Origin of the sequence: Shewanella sp. SR44-4 (assembly GCF_014163715.1) — a bacterium.
Taxonomy (GTDB): domain Bacteria; phylum Pseudomonadota; class Gammaproteobacteria; order Enterobacterales; family Shewanellaceae; genus Shewanella.
Genome location: NZ_JACJDU010000065.1, coordinates 1 through 17,272, shown reverse-complemented (window position 1 = coordinate 17,272; position 17,272 = coordinate 1). Strand labels below are relative to the sequence as shown.

14 protein-coding genes are annotated in these 17,272 nt (G+C 36.9%); 12 read left to right on the top strand and 2 right to left on the bottom strand.

Annotated features, from left to right (window positions below):
- Positions 1-197: 197 nt before the first annotated feature.
- The 6 genes from H5125_RS20125 to H5125_RS20100 all read left to right on the top strand — a co-directional run bounded on the left by H5125_RS20125 (position 198) and on the right by H5125_RS20100 (position 10,887).
- Complete coding sequence (locus tag H5125_RS20125; protein ID WP_220487383.1) at positions 198-839, top strand: nuclease-related domain-containing protein; 642 nt, start codon at positions 198-200, stop codon at positions 837-839.
- Positions 840-1,127: 288 nt separating this feature from the next.
- On the top strand, positions 1,128-1,400 hold the full coding sequence (locus tag H5125_RS22480) for a DUF4011 domain-containing protein (RefSeq protein WP_351011638.1): 273 nt from the start codon (positions 1,128-1,130) through the stop codon (positions 1,398-1,400).
- A 146-nt stretch (positions 1,401-1,546) separates the two neighbouring features.
- The gene (locus tag H5125_RS20115; RefSeq protein WP_182745159.1) at positions 1,547-3,403 is read left to right on the top strand and encodes a hypothetical protein; all 1,857 of its coding nucleotides are present in this window, start codon (positions 1,547-1,549) and stop codon (positions 3,401-3,403) included.
- Between the two features lie 27 nt (positions 3,404-3,430).
- Positions 3,431-5,794 (top strand): WD40 repeat domain-containing protein, encoded by a 2,364-nt coding sequence (locus H5125_RS20110; protein WP_182745157.1) that lies wholly within the window; start codon positions 3,431-3,433, stop codon positions 5,792-5,794.
- Positions 5,775-6,644 (top strand): toll/interleukin-1 receptor domain-containing protein, encoded by an 870-nt coding sequence (locus tag H5125_RS20105; protein ID WP_182745155.1) that lies wholly within the window; start codon positions 5,775-5,777, stop codon positions 6,642-6,644. Before H5125_RS20110 ends, H5125_RS20105 begins: the two co-directional genes overlap by 20 nt.
- Positions 6,645-7,056: 412 nt before the next feature.
- The gene (locus tag H5125_RS20100; protein ID WP_182745153.1) at positions 7,057-10,887 is read left to right on the top strand and encodes an AAA family ATPase; all 3,831 of its coding nucleotides are present in this window, start codon (positions 7,057-7,059) and stop codon (positions 10,885-10,887) included.
- Positions 10,888-11,426: 539 nt separating this feature from the next.
- Here the strand turns inward: H5125_RS20100 and H5125_RS20095 are convergent.
- Positions 11,427-11,693: a hypothetical protein gene (locus tag H5125_RS20095; RefSeq protein WP_182745151.1), complete on the bottom strand. Its 267-nt coding sequence runs from the start codon at positions 11,691-11,693 to the stop codon at positions 11,427-11,429.
- Between the two features lie 9 nt (positions 11,694-11,702).
- Complete coding sequence (locus H5125_RS20090) at positions 11,703-12,158, bottom strand: hypothetical protein (protein ID WP_182745149.1); 456 nt, start codon at positions 12,156-12,158, stop codon at positions 11,703-11,705.
- A 434-nt stretch (positions 12,159-12,592) separates the two neighbouring features.
- Here H5125_RS20090 and H5125_RS20085 point away from each other — a divergent pair, with 434 nt between their 5' ends.
- The 6 genes from H5125_RS20085 to H5125_RS20060 all read left to right on the top strand — a co-directional run bounded on the left by H5125_RS20085 (position 12,593) and on the right by H5125_RS20060 (position 16,748).
- Positions 12,593-12,919 (top strand): hypothetical protein, encoded by a 327-nt coding sequence (locus H5125_RS20085; protein ID WP_182745147.1) that lies wholly within the window; start codon positions 12,593-12,595, stop codon positions 12,917-12,919.
- A gap of 28 nt (positions 12,920-12,947) precedes the next feature.
- A complete protein-coding gene (locus H5125_RS20080) occupies positions 12,948-13,541 on the top strand; it encodes a hypothetical protein (RefSeq protein WP_182745145.1) in 594 nt (197 codons plus the stop codon).
- Positions 13,542-13,593: 52 nt separating this feature from the next.
- A complete protein-coding gene (locus H5125_RS20075) occupies positions 13,594-14,292 on the top strand; it encodes a metallophosphoesterase (RefSeq protein WP_182745143.1) in 699 nt (232 codons plus the stop codon).
- Positions 14,293-14,362: 70 nt separating this feature from the next.
- Complete coding sequence (locus H5125_RS20070; RefSeq protein ID WP_182745141.1) at positions 14,363-14,950, top strand: ECF-type sigma factor; 588 nt, start codon at positions 14,363-14,365, stop codon at positions 14,948-14,950.
- Entirely contained in the window at positions 14,947-16,077 is a 1,131-nt protein-coding gene (locus tag H5125_RS20065; RefSeq protein WP_182745139.1) for a serine/threonine-protein kinase, read from the top strand. Before H5125_RS20070 ends, H5125_RS20065 begins: the two co-directional genes overlap by 4 nt.
- Positions 16,078-16,241: 164 nt before the next feature.
- A complete protein-coding gene (locus H5125_RS20060) occupies positions 16,242-16,748 on the top strand; it encodes a hypothetical protein (RefSeq protein ID WP_182745137.1) in 507 nt (168 codons plus the stop codon).
- The last annotated feature ends 524 nt before the right edge of the window (positions 16,749-17,272 follow it).

Sequence of the window (17,272 nt, the reverse complement as noted above, 5' to 3'; positions counted from 1 at the left end):
AACATCCAGAGCGATGGTCAAAAGAAGAGCGAAACTGGCAGCCAATAGGCGCTGTGGAGTTAAATCCAGAGCAACATAAAGAAGCTGCTTAACAATTTAGGCGACAACTGTCTTGAAAAACGCCGTTAATGTTGACCAGGTCACATTGTGTCCAACTTCCTTGGTTAATGTCTACGCAGTATAGTTCGGTGAGTGCAGTGAATAATCTTCGTCGTTTTGCCAATCTGCGCAGTTCATTAAAAGACGAAACAACGAGAATAGAAAATCAGTTAAGTGATGCATTCGAATGCCGTGGCTTCAATGTTATAAGGAATTATACAGCAAATACTCCAAACGGGATTGAAGCAGGTGAGATTGATTTAGTTTGTGTTATAGACAATATTGTCTTTATCATTGAAGTGAAATCAACATACTACCGTACAACTCAATCTGAGATATTTCATCACCGGGATCGTACATTACGTAAAGCGGGTATACAGGTAAGAAAAAAAGTCGAAGCAGTTAAGGATGATCATGATTTAAATAAAGAACTTAGACACATATTAGGATTAACGATTGAAACACCTAAAATTAAAGGGTTAATTGCTGATACGTCACTCGAGTTTGACCATGACTATTTCGCTGGTTTTATGAAAGTGAGCATTGAAGAGCTTTTGATTGCACTGGCAGATAATGCTCATTTTTTGTGTAATCAAGAGAAAGAAATTACATCGTCAATGGCATCAGGAAAGCAGGTTGATTTTTCTTCAGAGCCTTTTTCTTTGTATCCATTAGGATTTAATGGCAAAGAGTTTCTAAGGGTAATCGAGGATTCGCTTGTTTGGGCAAAGGCTGATTAATATTTCAACCATAAGCCCTTTATAAGAGGATACAGGTTATATTATGCAGCTAAATTCAGTGTTACCAGTTTTCATGCACACTATTTATTGAATATGTTGTATTTTTGAATCTAGATCACTCATATTTAATATGAAAATGGAAATACCATCATCCTAGTGTTGATCATTTCTGAGCATCTATCCATAATCGAAGTAACAAAGAAACGTTTCAGTTGCTACGAATACATTTCATAGCCTTTAACATACGAATTATGATCTTAGTTGCCCTATTTCTCTGACTTTTATGAAATGTTAGCCAAGGGTGAACACATGGAGAGTGAGGTATCTATGGATGACTTTCCAGCATCTGCTTTAAATGATAATTTTGCATTCGATTCACTTCAATCGATTCGAAACCGCTTATTAGATCTAACTAACCGCAATCGTCTTCTTAATTTTAAACATACTACAAGCGGGTTAATTCGAATTATCGATGAGATGCCTGATCAGCTACCACGTATTCCCCGAACTTCACTTGACATAATTTATGTTACACCGACTTTTAAAGTTTATTATATTTGATGTTAGTTTACAACTTCACTAACCGTTGAAAACTATTACTTCTAAATCACATTTTTTACTTAAACTGCCACAAATGTTAAATTGATGTTTTACTTTTTTATTATCTAGTTAGTATAATAACGTCGCGCTTTTAATGGATTAAATTTATGCTCTCTCCAAATGCTGTATTAGAAAACTGCCTACCATTTATTATTGGGGTTACTGGGCATCGTGACATATATAATTCGACAATTTTAGATCCCCCCTACAAAAATGACATACGTCAAGCACTGTTATATTGGCGTGAAGTGGTTGGTTCAAATACGCCAATTTGGTTAATGACGGGGTTAGCTACTGGCGCTGATTTACTAGCAACAGAAGTGGCACTTGAGATACAGCAAGCTGGTGAGCTAGGTGCATTTAAGATAATTGGCTGTTTACCCATGCCATTAGAACACTATCTGTCAGACTTTTATGGGTTGAATTATGCCCCTGATGCCGCAGAGCAGCTTAATACAATCGTTGCGGCGCTTGATTCAAATAATAATGAACTCATTGAAGTACGCCATAACTTGAGTGAAGAAAATTACCAAATCGCAATTAATGACCCGGCATATGGTGCATTACGCAACAGCTTATATCTTAATCAAGGTCTCTTTATTTCTAAATACAGCAATGTCTTACTGTCACTTTGGGACGGTAAACCTTCTCTAGGTGTGGGAGGCACTGCTGATATTGTGATCTATAAGCTTGGGGCTGAAGTCATATGGCCTATAGGAACTGAAAACCCTGCTTTACAACCCACCTCTGACTTTGATGGCCAAACCTCAGGTTTAGTTCATCACATTAGCGTTGATCGAATGACTCAAAATGAAAACCCAAATGTAGATGTAGATGTAGCGTATGAGTTTATTGAATATACCGAAGGTAAACCTGCGCCGGTTGGGAAATTGTATTCGAGTTTGCGTAAAAGCGAGCAAAATGACAGTTACTTGCAGGACTTTCTATCAAAAGAGTTCGTTAAGTTGGTGGCTGAGTTGGCGGTACATAATAGCAAAGCGAGTCAACATAGTGTGGTGGAAGAAGCTGATGGAAATATGGGATTACAAGGCACCAAGTCTATCTTTAAAACCGCTGACGCCCTAGCATTAGCTGCTCAAACGGAATATCGCAAATTTTTACTCATGTTTTTTTTATTAGCCATTCCAGGTTATGCCTTATATGAAATAGCCGGAAACTGGGTTAATTCAGATATTGGCCTAAGCATATTCACCCTCATTTTTGTGGTCATTCTAAGTTGTTGGTGGGTGATTAATCAGACCGCCAAGAAAGATATGAAATGGAACTATCAACTTGCACGTGGTGTGGCAGAGGCAATGCGTATTCGTGGCTTTTTGAACATGGCTGATATTGAACCTTCATCTACAACACTTATTCCACGTCGTTTTAGGTTACACCTGCCGTTGCTTAATCATGCCATTGGTATTGCAGAGCTGGATTGGTGGCGTTATAAAATATCCTTTCAACGCGAAGATATTGAACAAACCTGGTTACGGGACCAGCTGAGCTTTTTAAGCTTAAGACTGCAACAAAGTGAGTGTTCGTTTAAAGAACTTATTTATAAACGCCCAAGACATGCAGCAAGCATGGCGAACCGATACTCGAAGGGCTTTTTTTACTGCTCAATTGGTATTGGTGTTGTATTACTAGTGCTGATGTCGTTGCAGTTAACACTTCAAATTACCATATTTACTCAGCTTAACGAGTGGCTGATGCTTTTATTGCAATACAGCTTAATGATAGCTGGTTTAATCTTACTGTGGAGCGAACTTGCTGGGTATGAAATGACGGCAAAAGGCTACGAAAGCCTCGAAGATTTATATCGTCGTGCTTTAGTGTTACTCGAGGGGCAATTAACCCCTTCAAAAAAACAAATGTTATTGGATTTAGCGCGTGAAGCCATGTTCGAGCATGTCTCTTGGACAAGTTCAGAAACGAAAAATGACTTAAAACAAAAACAATAGAATATCTGACGTAACAGGGAAGAGATAATGAGTTCACCAGTATTAGAGCGTTACCAAACAAAAACATTAGCTGAAGTAGAAAAGCTAAGTCGAAGCAACGAGATAAAGCTTAGTAACGGCTACCATGTAGAGTGGCATAATAGCCATGAATTTGATTTGATATGTGAAGATGAAGATATTCATCAAACCATAAATATACATGAAGACAAGGTGACCGCAGTAGTCCCACTGCAGCATAAGGCCAATAAGGATTACTTTGTTACGGTCGGTTTGGATCATACGGCTCAGGTTTTTAAATTCTATGGTGAGCATGTTGCCAGCCTTGATGAACATGGCGATGTCATTATTGGTGTGTTTGAGCTAGCAGATGGTCAAATCGTCACGGCAAGTAAAGATGAAACTTTGCGTTTTTGGAATCCTAGAACAGGCGTTTGCTATTCAACAATTGAGGCTAAAATTGACAGTATTGACTCTGTACAGTTCTTTGCGCATCAAAAGCAGCTAGCCGTCAATGAGCCTGATGGGATCAGTATTTGTCGTTTCTCTGGTGAGCAAATTATTAAGCTAAAGGGTCAGATAAAGCCGTTAAAGTCACTTTATCAGTTAAGCAGTGGTAATTGGTTAACTTGGAGTGAAGGTGAAAATCCTACCCTTTGGTCTGACTCTGGAGAGAGTTTAAAGCGCTTTAATTTTAACTTTTTATTTGAAAATGGCTTCATTGAGAAAACTGCAGAACAGCAATTGCTGATTAAAAATGTCAATGAGCAAGTATCGTTATGGCAAAACAATGGCACCTTGATTGATTCACACGTTAATACAAAAGAGGCCTCGTTATGGCAAAACGGTGGCACCTTGAGTGATTCACACGTTAACACAACAGAAGTCTCTGACTTATTCACTGCGTTATCAAAAGCATTAGAGCAGGTTAATCTGCATATTGAAGAAAAGCCAACAATTAACCATTACCCCCATTTAAGAAACTTTATAGGTAATAAAGAAAGCAAAAGTGTTCTGGTGCCAGCGAGGGTGTTGGAATTGCAAAAGTTGAATTTTGACGAGGATGCTAAACAAAAAGAGTTGTGGGACTATTTCAATCGTCCTATTCCGAGAGAGCTGACAACCGCGATGAAAAGAGAGGTAAAAGCGGCACGCTCGGCTGAAAAAGTACTCAATCAAAAAATTAAAACTGCACAAACAGCATTGGAAACTCACCAGAAAAAACGCGGCGTTAATAAGATTGTTAGCTTAGTTATGTTGTTTTTAACCTTGGTAACTGCTGGAGTGGGCTCTGTACTTTGTACTGGGGCTAATGCACCTGATTTATTCAATCAGCTAGCTGGCGAGTATATTTCAGGGTTTAGGCCGATTAAGCTTGATGCTGTGATGAGGATTTGTGCTGGGGTTATTAGCGTACCATTGCTATTTTGCTTAATATTTTTCATGAAAAATAGAAGCCAAAAAACGTTGCAGCTATTGGAAACGGGCAACTTAACCCTACTTAATGCTCTATTACCTGAGTATTGCAAACTCATCGACAAGGTAAAGGCTCATCGCGCTCAATTATGGAAGAGTGTTCCACTCAGAAAGAACCGTAACCTTTATAGTGGCGAGTCTGTTAACGCGACGATGAAAGACATCATTGAAAATCAAATCGAAAAACAAGCGCTGCATAGTTGTGGTTTAGAAAAAGCAGATGTTATTTATTCGAATCACGAAGCTATTGTACTGAGTGATTGGGCCTTGATTCAGTCTGACGAAAGACGTGCTCCTGCATTAACTAAACTGCACGGAGAAAATGAACTGAGTTTTTGGGGGGATAATAAAGGTTCGTTAGTTTTTGCGGTGCAATATATTCAATTTATATTTTTAACTGCTGACAAGATTGATTTGTTTACTGGTTTTTATGATTTTATTAATCAAGAAATGAGTGGTAAATCGTCCAAAAGCTTTTTCTACAAAGATGTGACCACTGTGACTAAGGACGATGTGGACCGCCAAACTGGTATTGGAAAAGAAACAATTTCAGCTATTGACGTTAATTTAGTAGTAAGTAGTGGCGATAAAATCCGGTTAACTATTCTTACTCAAGAAAGTTTAAAGAGTATTGTGGAAGCAGCAAAAGATAATGAAGAAAAAGAGCGAGTGAGTAATCATTCTATCTTAAAGTCGCTGGAAGCAAGAAAGAAAAGTATTCTTGAAGACACTGAGATGGATGAAGACGAACGTGAAGAAGAGCTTGATGATGTTGAAACACAAATAAAATCCATGAATGAAGAAAATGCGCCTTTAGATAACGAGATATCTAACAATAAAGCTGAAGAAGCCATTAAGAATATCCGCCATCAACTTAAGTTGCATAAGCAGGAACGTAATGAAGAAACTGTTTCTTAGTTATAGCTCAAAAGATCGTGCACTTGCCTTATCGCTCAAGGCAAGTTTAGAGCATTTAGGTCATCAGGTTTGGTTTGATCAGGAAGGTATCACCGGCGGTGAACATTATGCCGCAGTGATACCTAAAGCTGTGAGTGATGCAGAATTGTTTTTGGTGCTGTGTACTAAAAACTCTATGGGTGATGCACGAGTTAACTATGCTGGTTCTAAGCAAGTGATTAAAGAAATTGAATTGGCACTGCAGTTTGGTTGTCAGGTTGTGCCGTTAAAAGCGGATGATACGCCGAAAACAGCATATGATAACGCTTACCAATATCATCAGATAGTAATGCAATGGGTTGATATTTGCGCAGCAGTTGCAATGAATGATTACACTGCAGCGATTAAGGAAATACTGTCATCGAATCACTCAAAGCCCAAAGAGTCACTTGATGCGCAATATTTAAAGCAAGCGACAGATGCCTTAAAAACGGCTAATCCGGAAGCAGCGTTAACTATTCTGCAGCATCATCATTTTCAAACAGATGTTAAAAATGAAGCCCAGTATTTACTCCTGATGGCTAAGCTACAACTGAAGACTTTCAAGCGTTTGTCTAAAAGCCAAGCGGATGCTTTTGTCGCTAGTTTTACTCACTTGTTGTATACCGACATGGCATCGGCTGCAGCTTATAGTCTAGGGGCCATTTCCCGGCATTATTATCAGGAAAACTACATTGCTGATGCGACGCCAGGATTTAATCAATTAAGATCAATTAGTCATAGTAAAGGACGCGTGAAAGCGAAGTATAAAAAGACAGTAGAGCCGATTTTACCTGCTGGTAATCGTTTCTCTCTGGATTGGGACTTCTAGCCTAGCCATGAACGCCTAGTAACTTAAACTTTTGGAAAGGTTTATTGTAAATTCAACTACTATAATAGAGATTCGGCGCATGTTGAGGCTCACCAAAGATGGGATTTATTATGAGCCTTTCTTTTCATACCTTTCAATTTTTTCTTCAGTGTAACAAGCTTGAAAAGCAGTCTGTTAACACATGAATGAATTAACTTTTTCATCTGAAATTTGGCGTTATGTTAACCGTATCGCTTTGGGTATCGTTAACTTCATGTTAAAATTATTAACATAATCAGACTTCTATTAGGCTCATGGATGAACCCGTTATCTTTAGCAAATAACTACAAAAACGATATTGTTAACTCTCAAAACACCCCATTACTCATCGAACTAAATAATTAACCCTTTAAATTTATTTAAGGTGATAACAATGCTTTTTGAGAAATTGAACGAATCCTTTTTTACATTTCGTACTGTGTACTGTGATGACGTAGCCATTGCGGATGATGCCTTAGTCAATTCAGATATACTGTTACCTGTTGTATTATTGTGTATTCGATATGCCATTAAAAATACGGCTCTTGAGGGGAAAGTATTCAATTTTAAGGCTTTTAAGCAAGAGGAATCATTGTGTTTTATTGCTGTAGACACGTTATATAGCTTTGATGATGAAGTCGCTGTCATGATTAGTGATGAATTAGGTGGCTTTAAAGCAATTAAAATGTGTGAATATAACTTAACTCGCAAACTCGATTTAAAACCATTGGTAATGCTATTCAGAGACACATTCAAGTCAGCAGCAGAAAATGAAAATGTAGATGAGTCAGAACTTTTAGATGAAATATTTTCTGAACACTTTACATTAACATTAAGCCAAGACTTTATTGATAAAGCCCTAACAACACTTAATGACAACAAGTCAGGAAAACCTAAAGTACGTGACCCTTTAGAGTTTGAGCAATATTCAATTTTACGTACTGCGCCACCACAATTATTCGAAGAAATGGCCGTTGTCACTGTTGCCAGTTATCTGTCTGAAAAGCCGTTGATTGAAGTACAAAAAATAAATGCAGAAGCGTTACCTGAAGTGAGTATCGATATAGTGCTGGCGACATTATTGGGCTCTCCAAAAAGCTTACAAGTATTAGCGAAGTATTTTAAGTGTCAGCCAAGCCAAGTCATTATGCCTGAACATATTTATATGTTAAGACAAAAGCTTAAAAATAAAGCGGTTACTCGCAGTATTAATGTTGAGAACGACACCAGTAAAAGCTGGTATGCAATTGCAAAAAGTTATGCTTCTCAGCTTGAATATGATGCTGATGTAAAATATTGCTGTGATGAAGGGTTTAGTGAAGGCAACTTTAACGAAGGCGAGTTTAATGAATCGTTGTTTATTGCAGCACTTTTAAACATGTCACACACAAGCATCAAACAGTTAAAGCGGTTAAATAAATCAACTAACCATATTGGCAAAGCACTAAAAATTGAAAAACAACTGTCGATAGCATTAAACAATCAAGTTATAGGGCAACAAAAAGCCATTCAAAGCCTTACAAAAGGGTATTTAACGTCAAATATTAGCCAGAGTGTAGGACCAAGATTGATTTTCACGTTTGCCGGACCTTCCGGTGTCGGTAAAACTTACCTGTCCTCAATTTTTTGTGATTTATTGAATCAATATGAATGTTCTGCATACACGTTTACTCTTTTTAATATGGAACAGTATTCACATAAAAATGATGCGATGAAGTTGTTTGGTAGTGGGGTGCAATACAACGATGCTAACCTTGGTTTAATTACAAGTGCAGTTAGGGCGCAGCCAAGGCAGGTTATTCTATTTGATGAAATAGAAAAAGCACACAGCAATGTGACTCAATCTCTTTTGAGTATTTTAGATAGTGGTCAAGCACAAGACCAAACGAGTCAAGAATTTGTTAATTTTGACCAGTGCATCATCATTTTTACCACTAACTTAGGCCAGGATGTATTAGCCAATAACAATCAACAGAATCAGTTAAATATTTTTGATGTTTTAAGGTATTCACAAAGTCCTGCGAACGGGTCCAAGTTGTCTATTGAGTTTGTTAACCGCTTATCTAAAGGGTATTCTGCATTATTTACACCTTTGCAGATAAATCATTTTACTTACTTAGCAGAAAAAGAGCTTAATAAAGTCAGTGAACATCAAGACATGCTTGATTTTACTTGGCCTGCTAATTTCGCATCATTTTTATTACAGTCATTAGCACCTGACATAACTGCAAGGCAGTTAACCGCCTCGTTATCGAAATTAAAAGCAGAAATTTTGGTTAAGTCGAGTGATCTTATTACTGATGACTTATCATCCATTTCTTGCAACGTATCCGTTAATGAAAACACTGTCGGCATTGATGTAAAACAGGTATTAATATTTGATAATGATAAGCAATTCCAATCTAAAATTGAGTTTTTAGATCCTAGTTTATCTACTAAATTGGTTGATGACGCCGAAAATATTAAACAGATGATGCAGCAATATCGACCTGATGCATTTTTAATTGATATGGACTCTGTTTCTAATGCTCAATTATCTATCGATGAAATCACCGAAAAAGTGCATGGTATCAACCCAAAAATTCCGATTTTTAGCTTTCGATTGGTCAACAAAGACGTGGTTGAACATAAAAATCAATCCTTGAACCACCATATTAGGCAGCATTTTGAATTAGAAATTGAAACGATAAAAACAACATTTTCAGACATGCTAATGCGTATCAACTATTTTCTAACAACCGAAAAAACCATACGACGCATGATGTCTCGAAATGAAAGAGTTGAGTATCAATGTCGTGTTGAGTTAAAAAATAATGCATTGGACGTATCATTTAATAATCTATCTTATTGTCAGGTCATTCATTCAAAAGATTTACAAGAAACCAGTTTCTTTAATCACAGCCTGCCGAGCGACTCACTTGATGATGTTATTGGACTCGATAGGGCTAAAAAACGTTTAAAAGAGGTGATTAGCTGGCTAAAGACACCTGATAAATTATTAAATTTCGGCGTAAAAGTGCCCACTGGCTTTTTGTTTGCAGGTCCTCCTGGGACGGGGAAAACACTATTAGCCAAAGCGGTTGCGGGGGAGTGTGAGTTACCCTTTTTTAGTGTGACCGCATCCGAACTGTCATCTCCTAATAATGGTGGCACAACTGAAAACATTAAAAAGTTGTTTGCTACCGCGAGAAAGTATTCACCGTCTATTGTCTTTATTGATGAAATTGATGCTATTGCCGGCCAACGAACCAATAGTACCGATGGCAGCTCAAGAGACCGAAATTTAACGGTTAATGCGCTTTTAACAGAAATGGACGGCTTTTCAAGTGGTGATGCGCCAATATTTGTCATGGCGGCGACTAATTTCCCACAATTACTTGATAAAGCCATTACACGACCAGGTCGATTTGATGAGACAATTTATTGTGACTTACCAAATAAATCTGCCCGTTTAGCATTTTTTAAACGTTTTGCAGATAAGCATAATTTGAATTGGCAACAAACTGAATTACAGCAATTAGTGTCTTCAGCCCAAGGCATGTCTTCAGCACAAATAGAACAAGTTTTACGAGAGTCTGTTTACCAAGCTGTTGGTGACAATGAGCAACTATCTACTGAACACATAATAAAAACCATGATTAGAGTGGCCTATGGTTCTCCCTCAGAACATATATTATTGAGTGACGAAGCAAAGCTAAGCACGGCTTACCATGAAGCGGCACATTTGTTGGCTTATAAATTATTGTTCCCTAAACAACCAGTTGATTTTATTACTATTGAACCGAGAAATTTTACGTTAGGATTTGTTGCTACTCGGGAAGCAGAAGAATATGAAAGCCTGTCAAAGCGAAGAGTTATGAGCAAATTGCAAGTATTACTAGCGGGAAGAGTAGCAGAAAAATTGTGCTCCGGTGATAGTGATGAAGTGAGTACAGGCGCTTCGAGTGACATCGAAAAAGCAACTCAATTAGCCATGCATGCCATTTACGAAGGAGGGATTGAAGCAACCGTTGGCCCGATCAATATTGCCTTATTAACTAGATTCGAAGAAAGTGAATTGTTATCTGTTGCTCAATTAGCGGTGAAAAACTGGTTAGAATTGGCTGAAGTACAGGTAGAAAAATTGCTCAGTGACAATTATCAGTTACTGACTAACATTACTACAATACTACTGGAAAAAGAGTCTTTGCTCGGTGATGAGATTGAACAATTATTTTTCACTTAGCATTGTTTACACTTATGGCTAATGGGTGGCTCAGGTTTCTGTAGTAGCCCATTCAATATGACTTTGGCTTACTAAGACCGTAAACCAAAGTCATGCTAGAGCTTTATTTAGCTAGATAATAGAGTGGAATATAGCCATTTCACCCGTTAAATGTCTGCTTTCTCAAAAATAAGTCTTCAAAAAGCACCGATAAGGAAGGGAATTGAATATTATTTCTAAAGTGATACTCGCACCAGTAAAGCTATATTACTATTTGATGATGCTGCCAATCCAGCTTGTTTTGTGGTGTATCTTCAAATGTTCAAGGTTTGTTTGCATAACAAGGCCACTCATTCCTTATTTTGTCGGTGTAGGCTGGTTTATCTACTTGTTTGGATTTGCTGCAGGCAAAGAAATGCATTGGCTTTATGCTGTTTTTTTATGGGTGGCAGGTACTGGATGTACTTCGCTATTTCTTATCTATATAGCGTTAATATTTTTGTTTATACATAATGGATTAGTCGAACGATTCGACGAGTAATCATTACAAATACTCTGCATTAACGATTACTTGGTATCGCTCCTGCTGCGTCATACAAACCGAAAAAGAACGATAAGAATACATAGGAAAAAACCAAGGCGGATAAAGTAGAAATATAAATGCCATATCCTTCTACATTGATGAACATTAACAATAAAAAATAGCCTAATGTAATATAAATAGCATTATCGATACCTAAACCCCATATGTATCCGATATACCCCGCGACAAGCGCCATGATAAAACGAATCAAATATAGACCGATAAAAAAGATTATGTTTACCACTGAGTCACCTTAGTTTTGGAACGCATTTCTGATGACAAAATTGAAATTTGATTCAATTTCAGCCTTCATGTTTTCATTCATATTTATTTTTTCACCAAGCGGTCTAAAGTAATAAAGTTTGAACCGCTTACCTTCACGAATTATTTTGTAGTCAAAGTTCAGAGAACCACATTCATAATCCCACAAATGCCGAGTATAAGGATCCGTGTGACCAATAATAGTACCAGTGTATCGGGTAAAGCAGCCGACAAATGGGATGGTAAACTGGCTACTTGTTATTCCATAAGTATTAAACTTTTCTGATGTTCTATAATTTTGTAAGTCTGGGTACTCTGTTAATACTTGTTTTGGCAGTATTCCCTTAGGAAAATAGATCAGCACTAAAGTCAGTAGTATAACGTAGACGATATTGTCATACCGCTGCATTTTAGGTACATCGATGAATCTTGTTGAAAAATACTTCATTTCGTCCTTGTTTCGGCCTAGTGTATAGCCAAAATTCATAAATGTAAGAAGGTTATTTTATTTAATTAACTTACTGATATTATTGCATATATAAAAGATACCAATCAACCTTGTTACGTTAGATAAATACTCTAATTGGTCTGGTACGTTTGCAATAGTATTCATGTACGTCTTAAACCTTGATTGAACTTTAACACTGGGCAGTCTTTTTTTATAAATAATATCAAAGCTTTAGGATTTTAATGTTTGATTGTTCATGACGTGCTTTTACACTCTACTCTAACATTGATATGTTCTGATATTTCCTCTTATATATTCAATTTTTTTGCGTAAAAAAATATATTTTACGTCACTCCATGTTTTTCATCATTTCTTTAAGCTAATCCCAATCGCATATGACTTTAGTATGCATAACAAAAAGAAAGGATTAAAACATGAAAGCAATGATTAAAAGTAACATTAAATTTGGCGTCGTTTTGGGTTTGAGTGCATTAGTACTCGTAGGATGCGGCGGGTCTTCTGACGAAGAACAAATGACTTGGCTAAATGAGTGGAATAGTTCGGGGAATTATCAAGCTAATCTTAAAATGTTAGGTGTGTGCTTTAAAAAAGTGGGTATTAGAAGTATGACTCAAGAAATGAGTGATTCGCAAAATGAAGCCGTCAATGAATGTGAGTTAGATTATATAACGGATTTAGCGGAAAAAGATGGCATTAGCCTGGATAGAGAGTTGTTAGCTAATAATATTATTCAGCTTTAACGTTGCAAATCTAATACAAGGATTGAAAATGTCATTAACAAATAAAAGCTTAGAACTGATTTGTGATGCAAAAAAAACAGTAGGGCAAGTCACGCACGAGTTGAATCAGTCACCTTCTTTTCAACAAGCTAAGTCTGCTATCACCAATACAACAAATAGTGCGTTAACTGCAGATATACCGAATATTAAATTAATGAACTTTTTTGCGGTATTCAGTCTAGCTTTAATGCTGTTAAGTACATTTTGTCCTGTGATGAACGTATTTGGCAGTAGAATGCCATTAAATGACATAGCACCAATATGGTTATACATAGTGACCATTTTTGCACTGTGTAGTCATCTTTTTGGATTTAAGCAGTTAATTTCACGCGGTACTTTAATTATTCTATTACTGTCTACTTCCTTTACCGTTTATCAAGAGATATCCGACGTATTTCAAGCAACACAAATGTTTGGTAGCGTTAATCGCAAAGAAGTTATAAGAGGAATTGTTGAAGGGTTAAGGTATGCGGATGTTGGCTTCTATATGTTTATATCAAGCTTCGTACTGACTGTGATTGCAACGATAAAGCCAGGCTATAAAACTAATCATGCACTGTGGGATAAACTGGTTAGCAAATAGGTTATTACTCTCAAGGTCAGTTGTAAACTGGCCTTTTTTTATGGATGTGTTTATGCATTTTATGCCTAGAAAGCAACATATTTATACTCCTGTTAATTCAGTCGGTAGAGACTACATAGTCGGTGATATTCATGGTCAAATTAAGCATTTATATAAAAAATTAGCAATATTAGGCTTTGATTTTAAAAGAGATAGGCTTTTTTGTACTGGTGATATTATTAGTAAGGGGATAGGCAGTATTGATTGCCTTAACTTGCTCACTAAAAAATGGTTTTTTTCTGTTTTGGGAAACCACGAACAACTTTTTTTATTAGGATTTCAGTGTTCAAGTTATTGGGGGTTTTTAATCAAAAACGGAGGAGGTTGGTTAGCAGAAAATATTAGTCATTATGATGTATTACTTCGATGGAAAACTATCATTGATATCACCATGCCACTAACAAGGACAATTCAAGTAGGCTGTACATTTATTGGAATTAGCCATGCTTCAGCTTTAACTTCTTGGGGCAAGCTTCAACACGATGAATTGTCCGATGAGGATATATGGAATGTGCTTTGGAGTAGGCCATTACATGACCTAAATATGTGCACTGCAATTGAAGACATTGATTATGTCGTCCACGGGCACAGTCCAGTGAGGGAGATAGTTCAATACGAGAATCGTTTTTGGATAGACACTTTTACCTCAACACAAGAATTGACGATCGTTAATTTAACTGATTTACCCATTGCATTAGTCAATAGGTTGTAATTGCTAGTAATATAGGCTGAACTAGTTGATAATTTACATCATTATTATATTGAACAATATAGGGAATATAGTGTCCATTAGAGAGCTAAGTAATGCCACTGAATTACTGTTAGGTTGGCAAAATAGAGATAAGCATAAAAGCGAGGAATTCCTCATTTATGCGTATCAAGATATTCGATCTATAGTCGAAAAGTATCTTTCACATCATCGTCCAAATGAAACAATTTTACATGATGCATCTATTACAGAGCTGGCCAATGAGTCTGTTGTGAAGTTACATCGTTGGCGTAACGATGAGCAGCCCTTTGAAGGGAGGCAAGATTTTTTTGATTACGTACGCGTCTCAGTTTGGCATTTACTCTTTGGTAAACCACATCAATCCTTACTAAATCAACAAAAAGCTAAGCATGAATACCTTCAATTACAGTTGACGGATGCAGAGGTGTCTTTACCTAATTGGACAGAGAATCTTACGTTATCTTCTGTGTTGGAGCTTTTACAGAAGTCATATCCGAGACAAGCTGAAGTATTTGAGTTGAAAAATTTTGCAATGGTAACACATCAGCAAATCGCTGATATGTTAGATTTATCGACCAGAACAGTTGATAACGATTTACAATTTGCCACGGCTTGGCTTAGAACAAAGCTTACAGAATGATAGATATTGTTTCTCTGTTCGCTGAGTTATCGAGTTTAAATACCCTAGAACAACAGCAACGTTTACAGCCATTAAAGATACAATTTCCTGAGCAAGTTAATGAACTTGAGAAAATGCTCGCCATTAATCATACTCCCGTATCAAGTAGTGAACTAATAGAATCACAAATGTCCAATGTTGTTGATTTATCCTATGAATCCTTAATTGGACAAATTGTCATGGGTTTTACTGTCACTAAGCTTGTATCTGAAGCTGGCGGTATGGGGTTGGTATTTGAAGGTGAACAGCGCTTAATCTGTACTGATAGTCATAAAGGAGAGGCACATAAAGCGGCTATTAAAATTCTGCGAGCCAATAAGTTTAGTTCAACGCAACAACGAGCCATTTTTTTTAATGAAGCCACAACCTTAATGTCACTAGACCATCCCAATGTATGCAGCATATATGGAGTATCTGAGGTACTTGGTTCCGCTTGTATTGTGATGGACTTTATTGATGGACAAGGATTAGATATTTGGTTGGCGAGTAGTAAAAAGAATTTAAAGCAGAAACTGAATATATTTGAGCAACTATTAGGCGCAGTAAGCTATTTACATCGAAAACATCTTTACCATGGTGATTTAAAACCGCAAAATATCATCATCAATGATCAAGGTCATTTAGTATTAATCGATCTTGGTCTCGCTAGAAAGTACAAACGAAATATGAATGACCCATTCGTTTCTGCTTATACAATTAAAGCATTCACTCGCTTTTGGAGTGCACCAGAGCAAATCGCAGGAGAAGTTTCTTCCGCACAATCTGATGTATATTCACTTGGTGTGTTATTGCATTATGTATTAACCGGTACCACTGTTTTACCAGGGCATCAGTTAGGGGGTAAATACTCAGAATTAAATGCCATCATTAACAAAGCATTATCTAATAATCCTGAATTTAGGTTTCCTGATGCTTTAGCATTTGAACAGAGCATTCACAGGTTTAAAGCTGGATTACCTGTAGTTGAATACTCACAAAGCACTTATTATTTATTCCAAAAATTGCTGAAACGCAAACCCTTCACATCTCTTGCATGCATGTTGTTTGTGTACTCATTTGCAACCACGGTCTGGATTTTTACTCACTAAAATTACTTAATAAAATTATTCAATAAATTGCGTATTTTTTTTTAACTTCTGTCACTGCAGTAATCTACTGCTATTTCATATTATAGCCACAAGTTAATCACAAACGCTGTAAGCGCGTTTGTGTTTATAACGATGTTGAATAATAAAATAATAGAGAGAAATCAATGAATTCAGATCATAATGTTGAAAAAAAAACCGGACTTAAACAGAGCTTACTTGAGACATTTAAAGGGCTAGATACAAAAAACAAAACTATGGTCATCGGTGGTGTCGTATTAGTATTTGGGATTTTACTGTCATTTTCTGGCTCTGTAAATACAGGGAATATTGGTGAAACATTTCCTCAGGAAGCCTCTGTTAAAGAGCAATGTCACTTTATTGGAGAATACGAACGAAGTCTGTATCGTGCTGCCGTTGAAGGCGCTTCTGCTGAAGATATTCTTGAGTTAATGAATAATGATATAAAAGATCCTGAAGAGTTTAAGCATTCGCCAGCCCAGTATTTTTACAAGATAAAGCAAAGTAGCATCAGAAAAGTCGACAATTTAGTTGCCAAGGTAACTGGGGAAAAGTTTCAATCTAAATCGGGCAGTGAGCAAAATGAAAAAATCGATTATAGAGGTAAACGATTAGAATCTGAATGTTTAGCCGGTTTTAACCGCTCTAAATAGAATTGATTGATCATATTTCTTATCGCTATATGGCTTGAGTAGGGGCATTGTACTCAAGCCATAATCAGCTCTAGACAAGGGCGAGGGCGCGAGCATTTACCATACAGATTTAGTCTATTTTTAGAGCTAAATGTGTTCATTACGCTATCACTTCATCAATTGTTGTAAGTGATTCAGTATTGAAATTTTCGTAGCGACCAAAAAACGCATACTCATTCGCCTACGATGCCCTGTGTCACAATCCTAATGAATAATGAGAAACATTATTTTGTAAGAGTCTAATAAATATGTGGCAGTAAACAGAACTTGGATTAAGTGTCGTATTAGCGAACTTTAGACTCTTGAGTGATATGTTTTTTATTCTTTTACTTTAAAAATACTGTTCTGGTCTACATACACAACCGGCGTTTTTCAAGACAGTTGTCGCCTAAATTGTTAAGCAGCTTCTTTATGTTGCTCTGGATTTAACTCCACAGCGCCTATTGGCTGCCAGTTTCGCTCTTCTTTTGACCATCGCTCTGGAT

Excerpts from the sequence above, each read along its gene's own strand:
- H5125_RS22480 (WP_351011638.1), top strand. The coding sequence starts at position 1,128 with ATGTTAGCCAAGGGTGAACACATGGAGAGTGAGGTATCTATGGATGAC.
- H5125_RS20115 (WP_182745159.1), top strand. The coding sequence starts at position 1,547 with ATGCTCTCTCCAAATGCTGTATTAGAAAACTGCCTACCATTTATTATT.
- H5125_RS20110 (WP_182745157.1), top strand. The coding sequence starts at position 3,431 with ATGAGTTCACCAGTATTAGAGCGTTACCAAACAAAAACATTAGCTGAA.
- H5125_RS20105 (WP_182745155.1), top strand. The coding sequence starts at position 5,775 with ATGAAGAAACTGTTTCTTAGTTATAGCTCAAAAGATCGTGCACTTGCC.
- H5125_RS20100 (WP_182745153.1), top strand. The coding sequence starts at position 7,057 with ATGCTTTTTGAGAAATTGAACGAATCCTTTTTTACATTTCGTACTGTG.
- H5125_RS20090 (WP_182745149.1), bottom strand. The coding sequence starts at position 12,158 with ATGAAGTATTTTTCAACAAGATTCATCGATGTACCTAAAATGCAGCGG.
- H5125_RS20085 (WP_182745147.1), top strand. The coding sequence starts at position 12,593 with ATGAAAGCAATGATTAAAAGTAACATTAAATTTGGCGTCGTTTTGGGT.
- H5125_RS20080 (WP_182745145.1), top strand. The coding sequence starts at position 12,948 with ATGTCATTAACAAATAAAAGCTTAGAACTGATTTGTGATGCAAAAAAA.
- H5125_RS20075 (WP_182745143.1), top strand. The coding sequence starts at position 13,594 with ATGCATTTTATGCCTAGAAAGCAACATATTTATACTCCTGTTAATTCA.
- H5125_RS20065 (WP_182745139.1), top strand. The coding sequence starts at position 14,947 with ATGATAGATATTGTTTCTCTGTTCGCTGAGTTATCGAGTTTAAATACC.
- H5125_RS20060 (WP_182745137.1), top strand. The coding sequence starts at position 16,242 with ATGAATTCAGATCATAATGTTGAAAAAAAAACCGGACTTAAACAGAGC.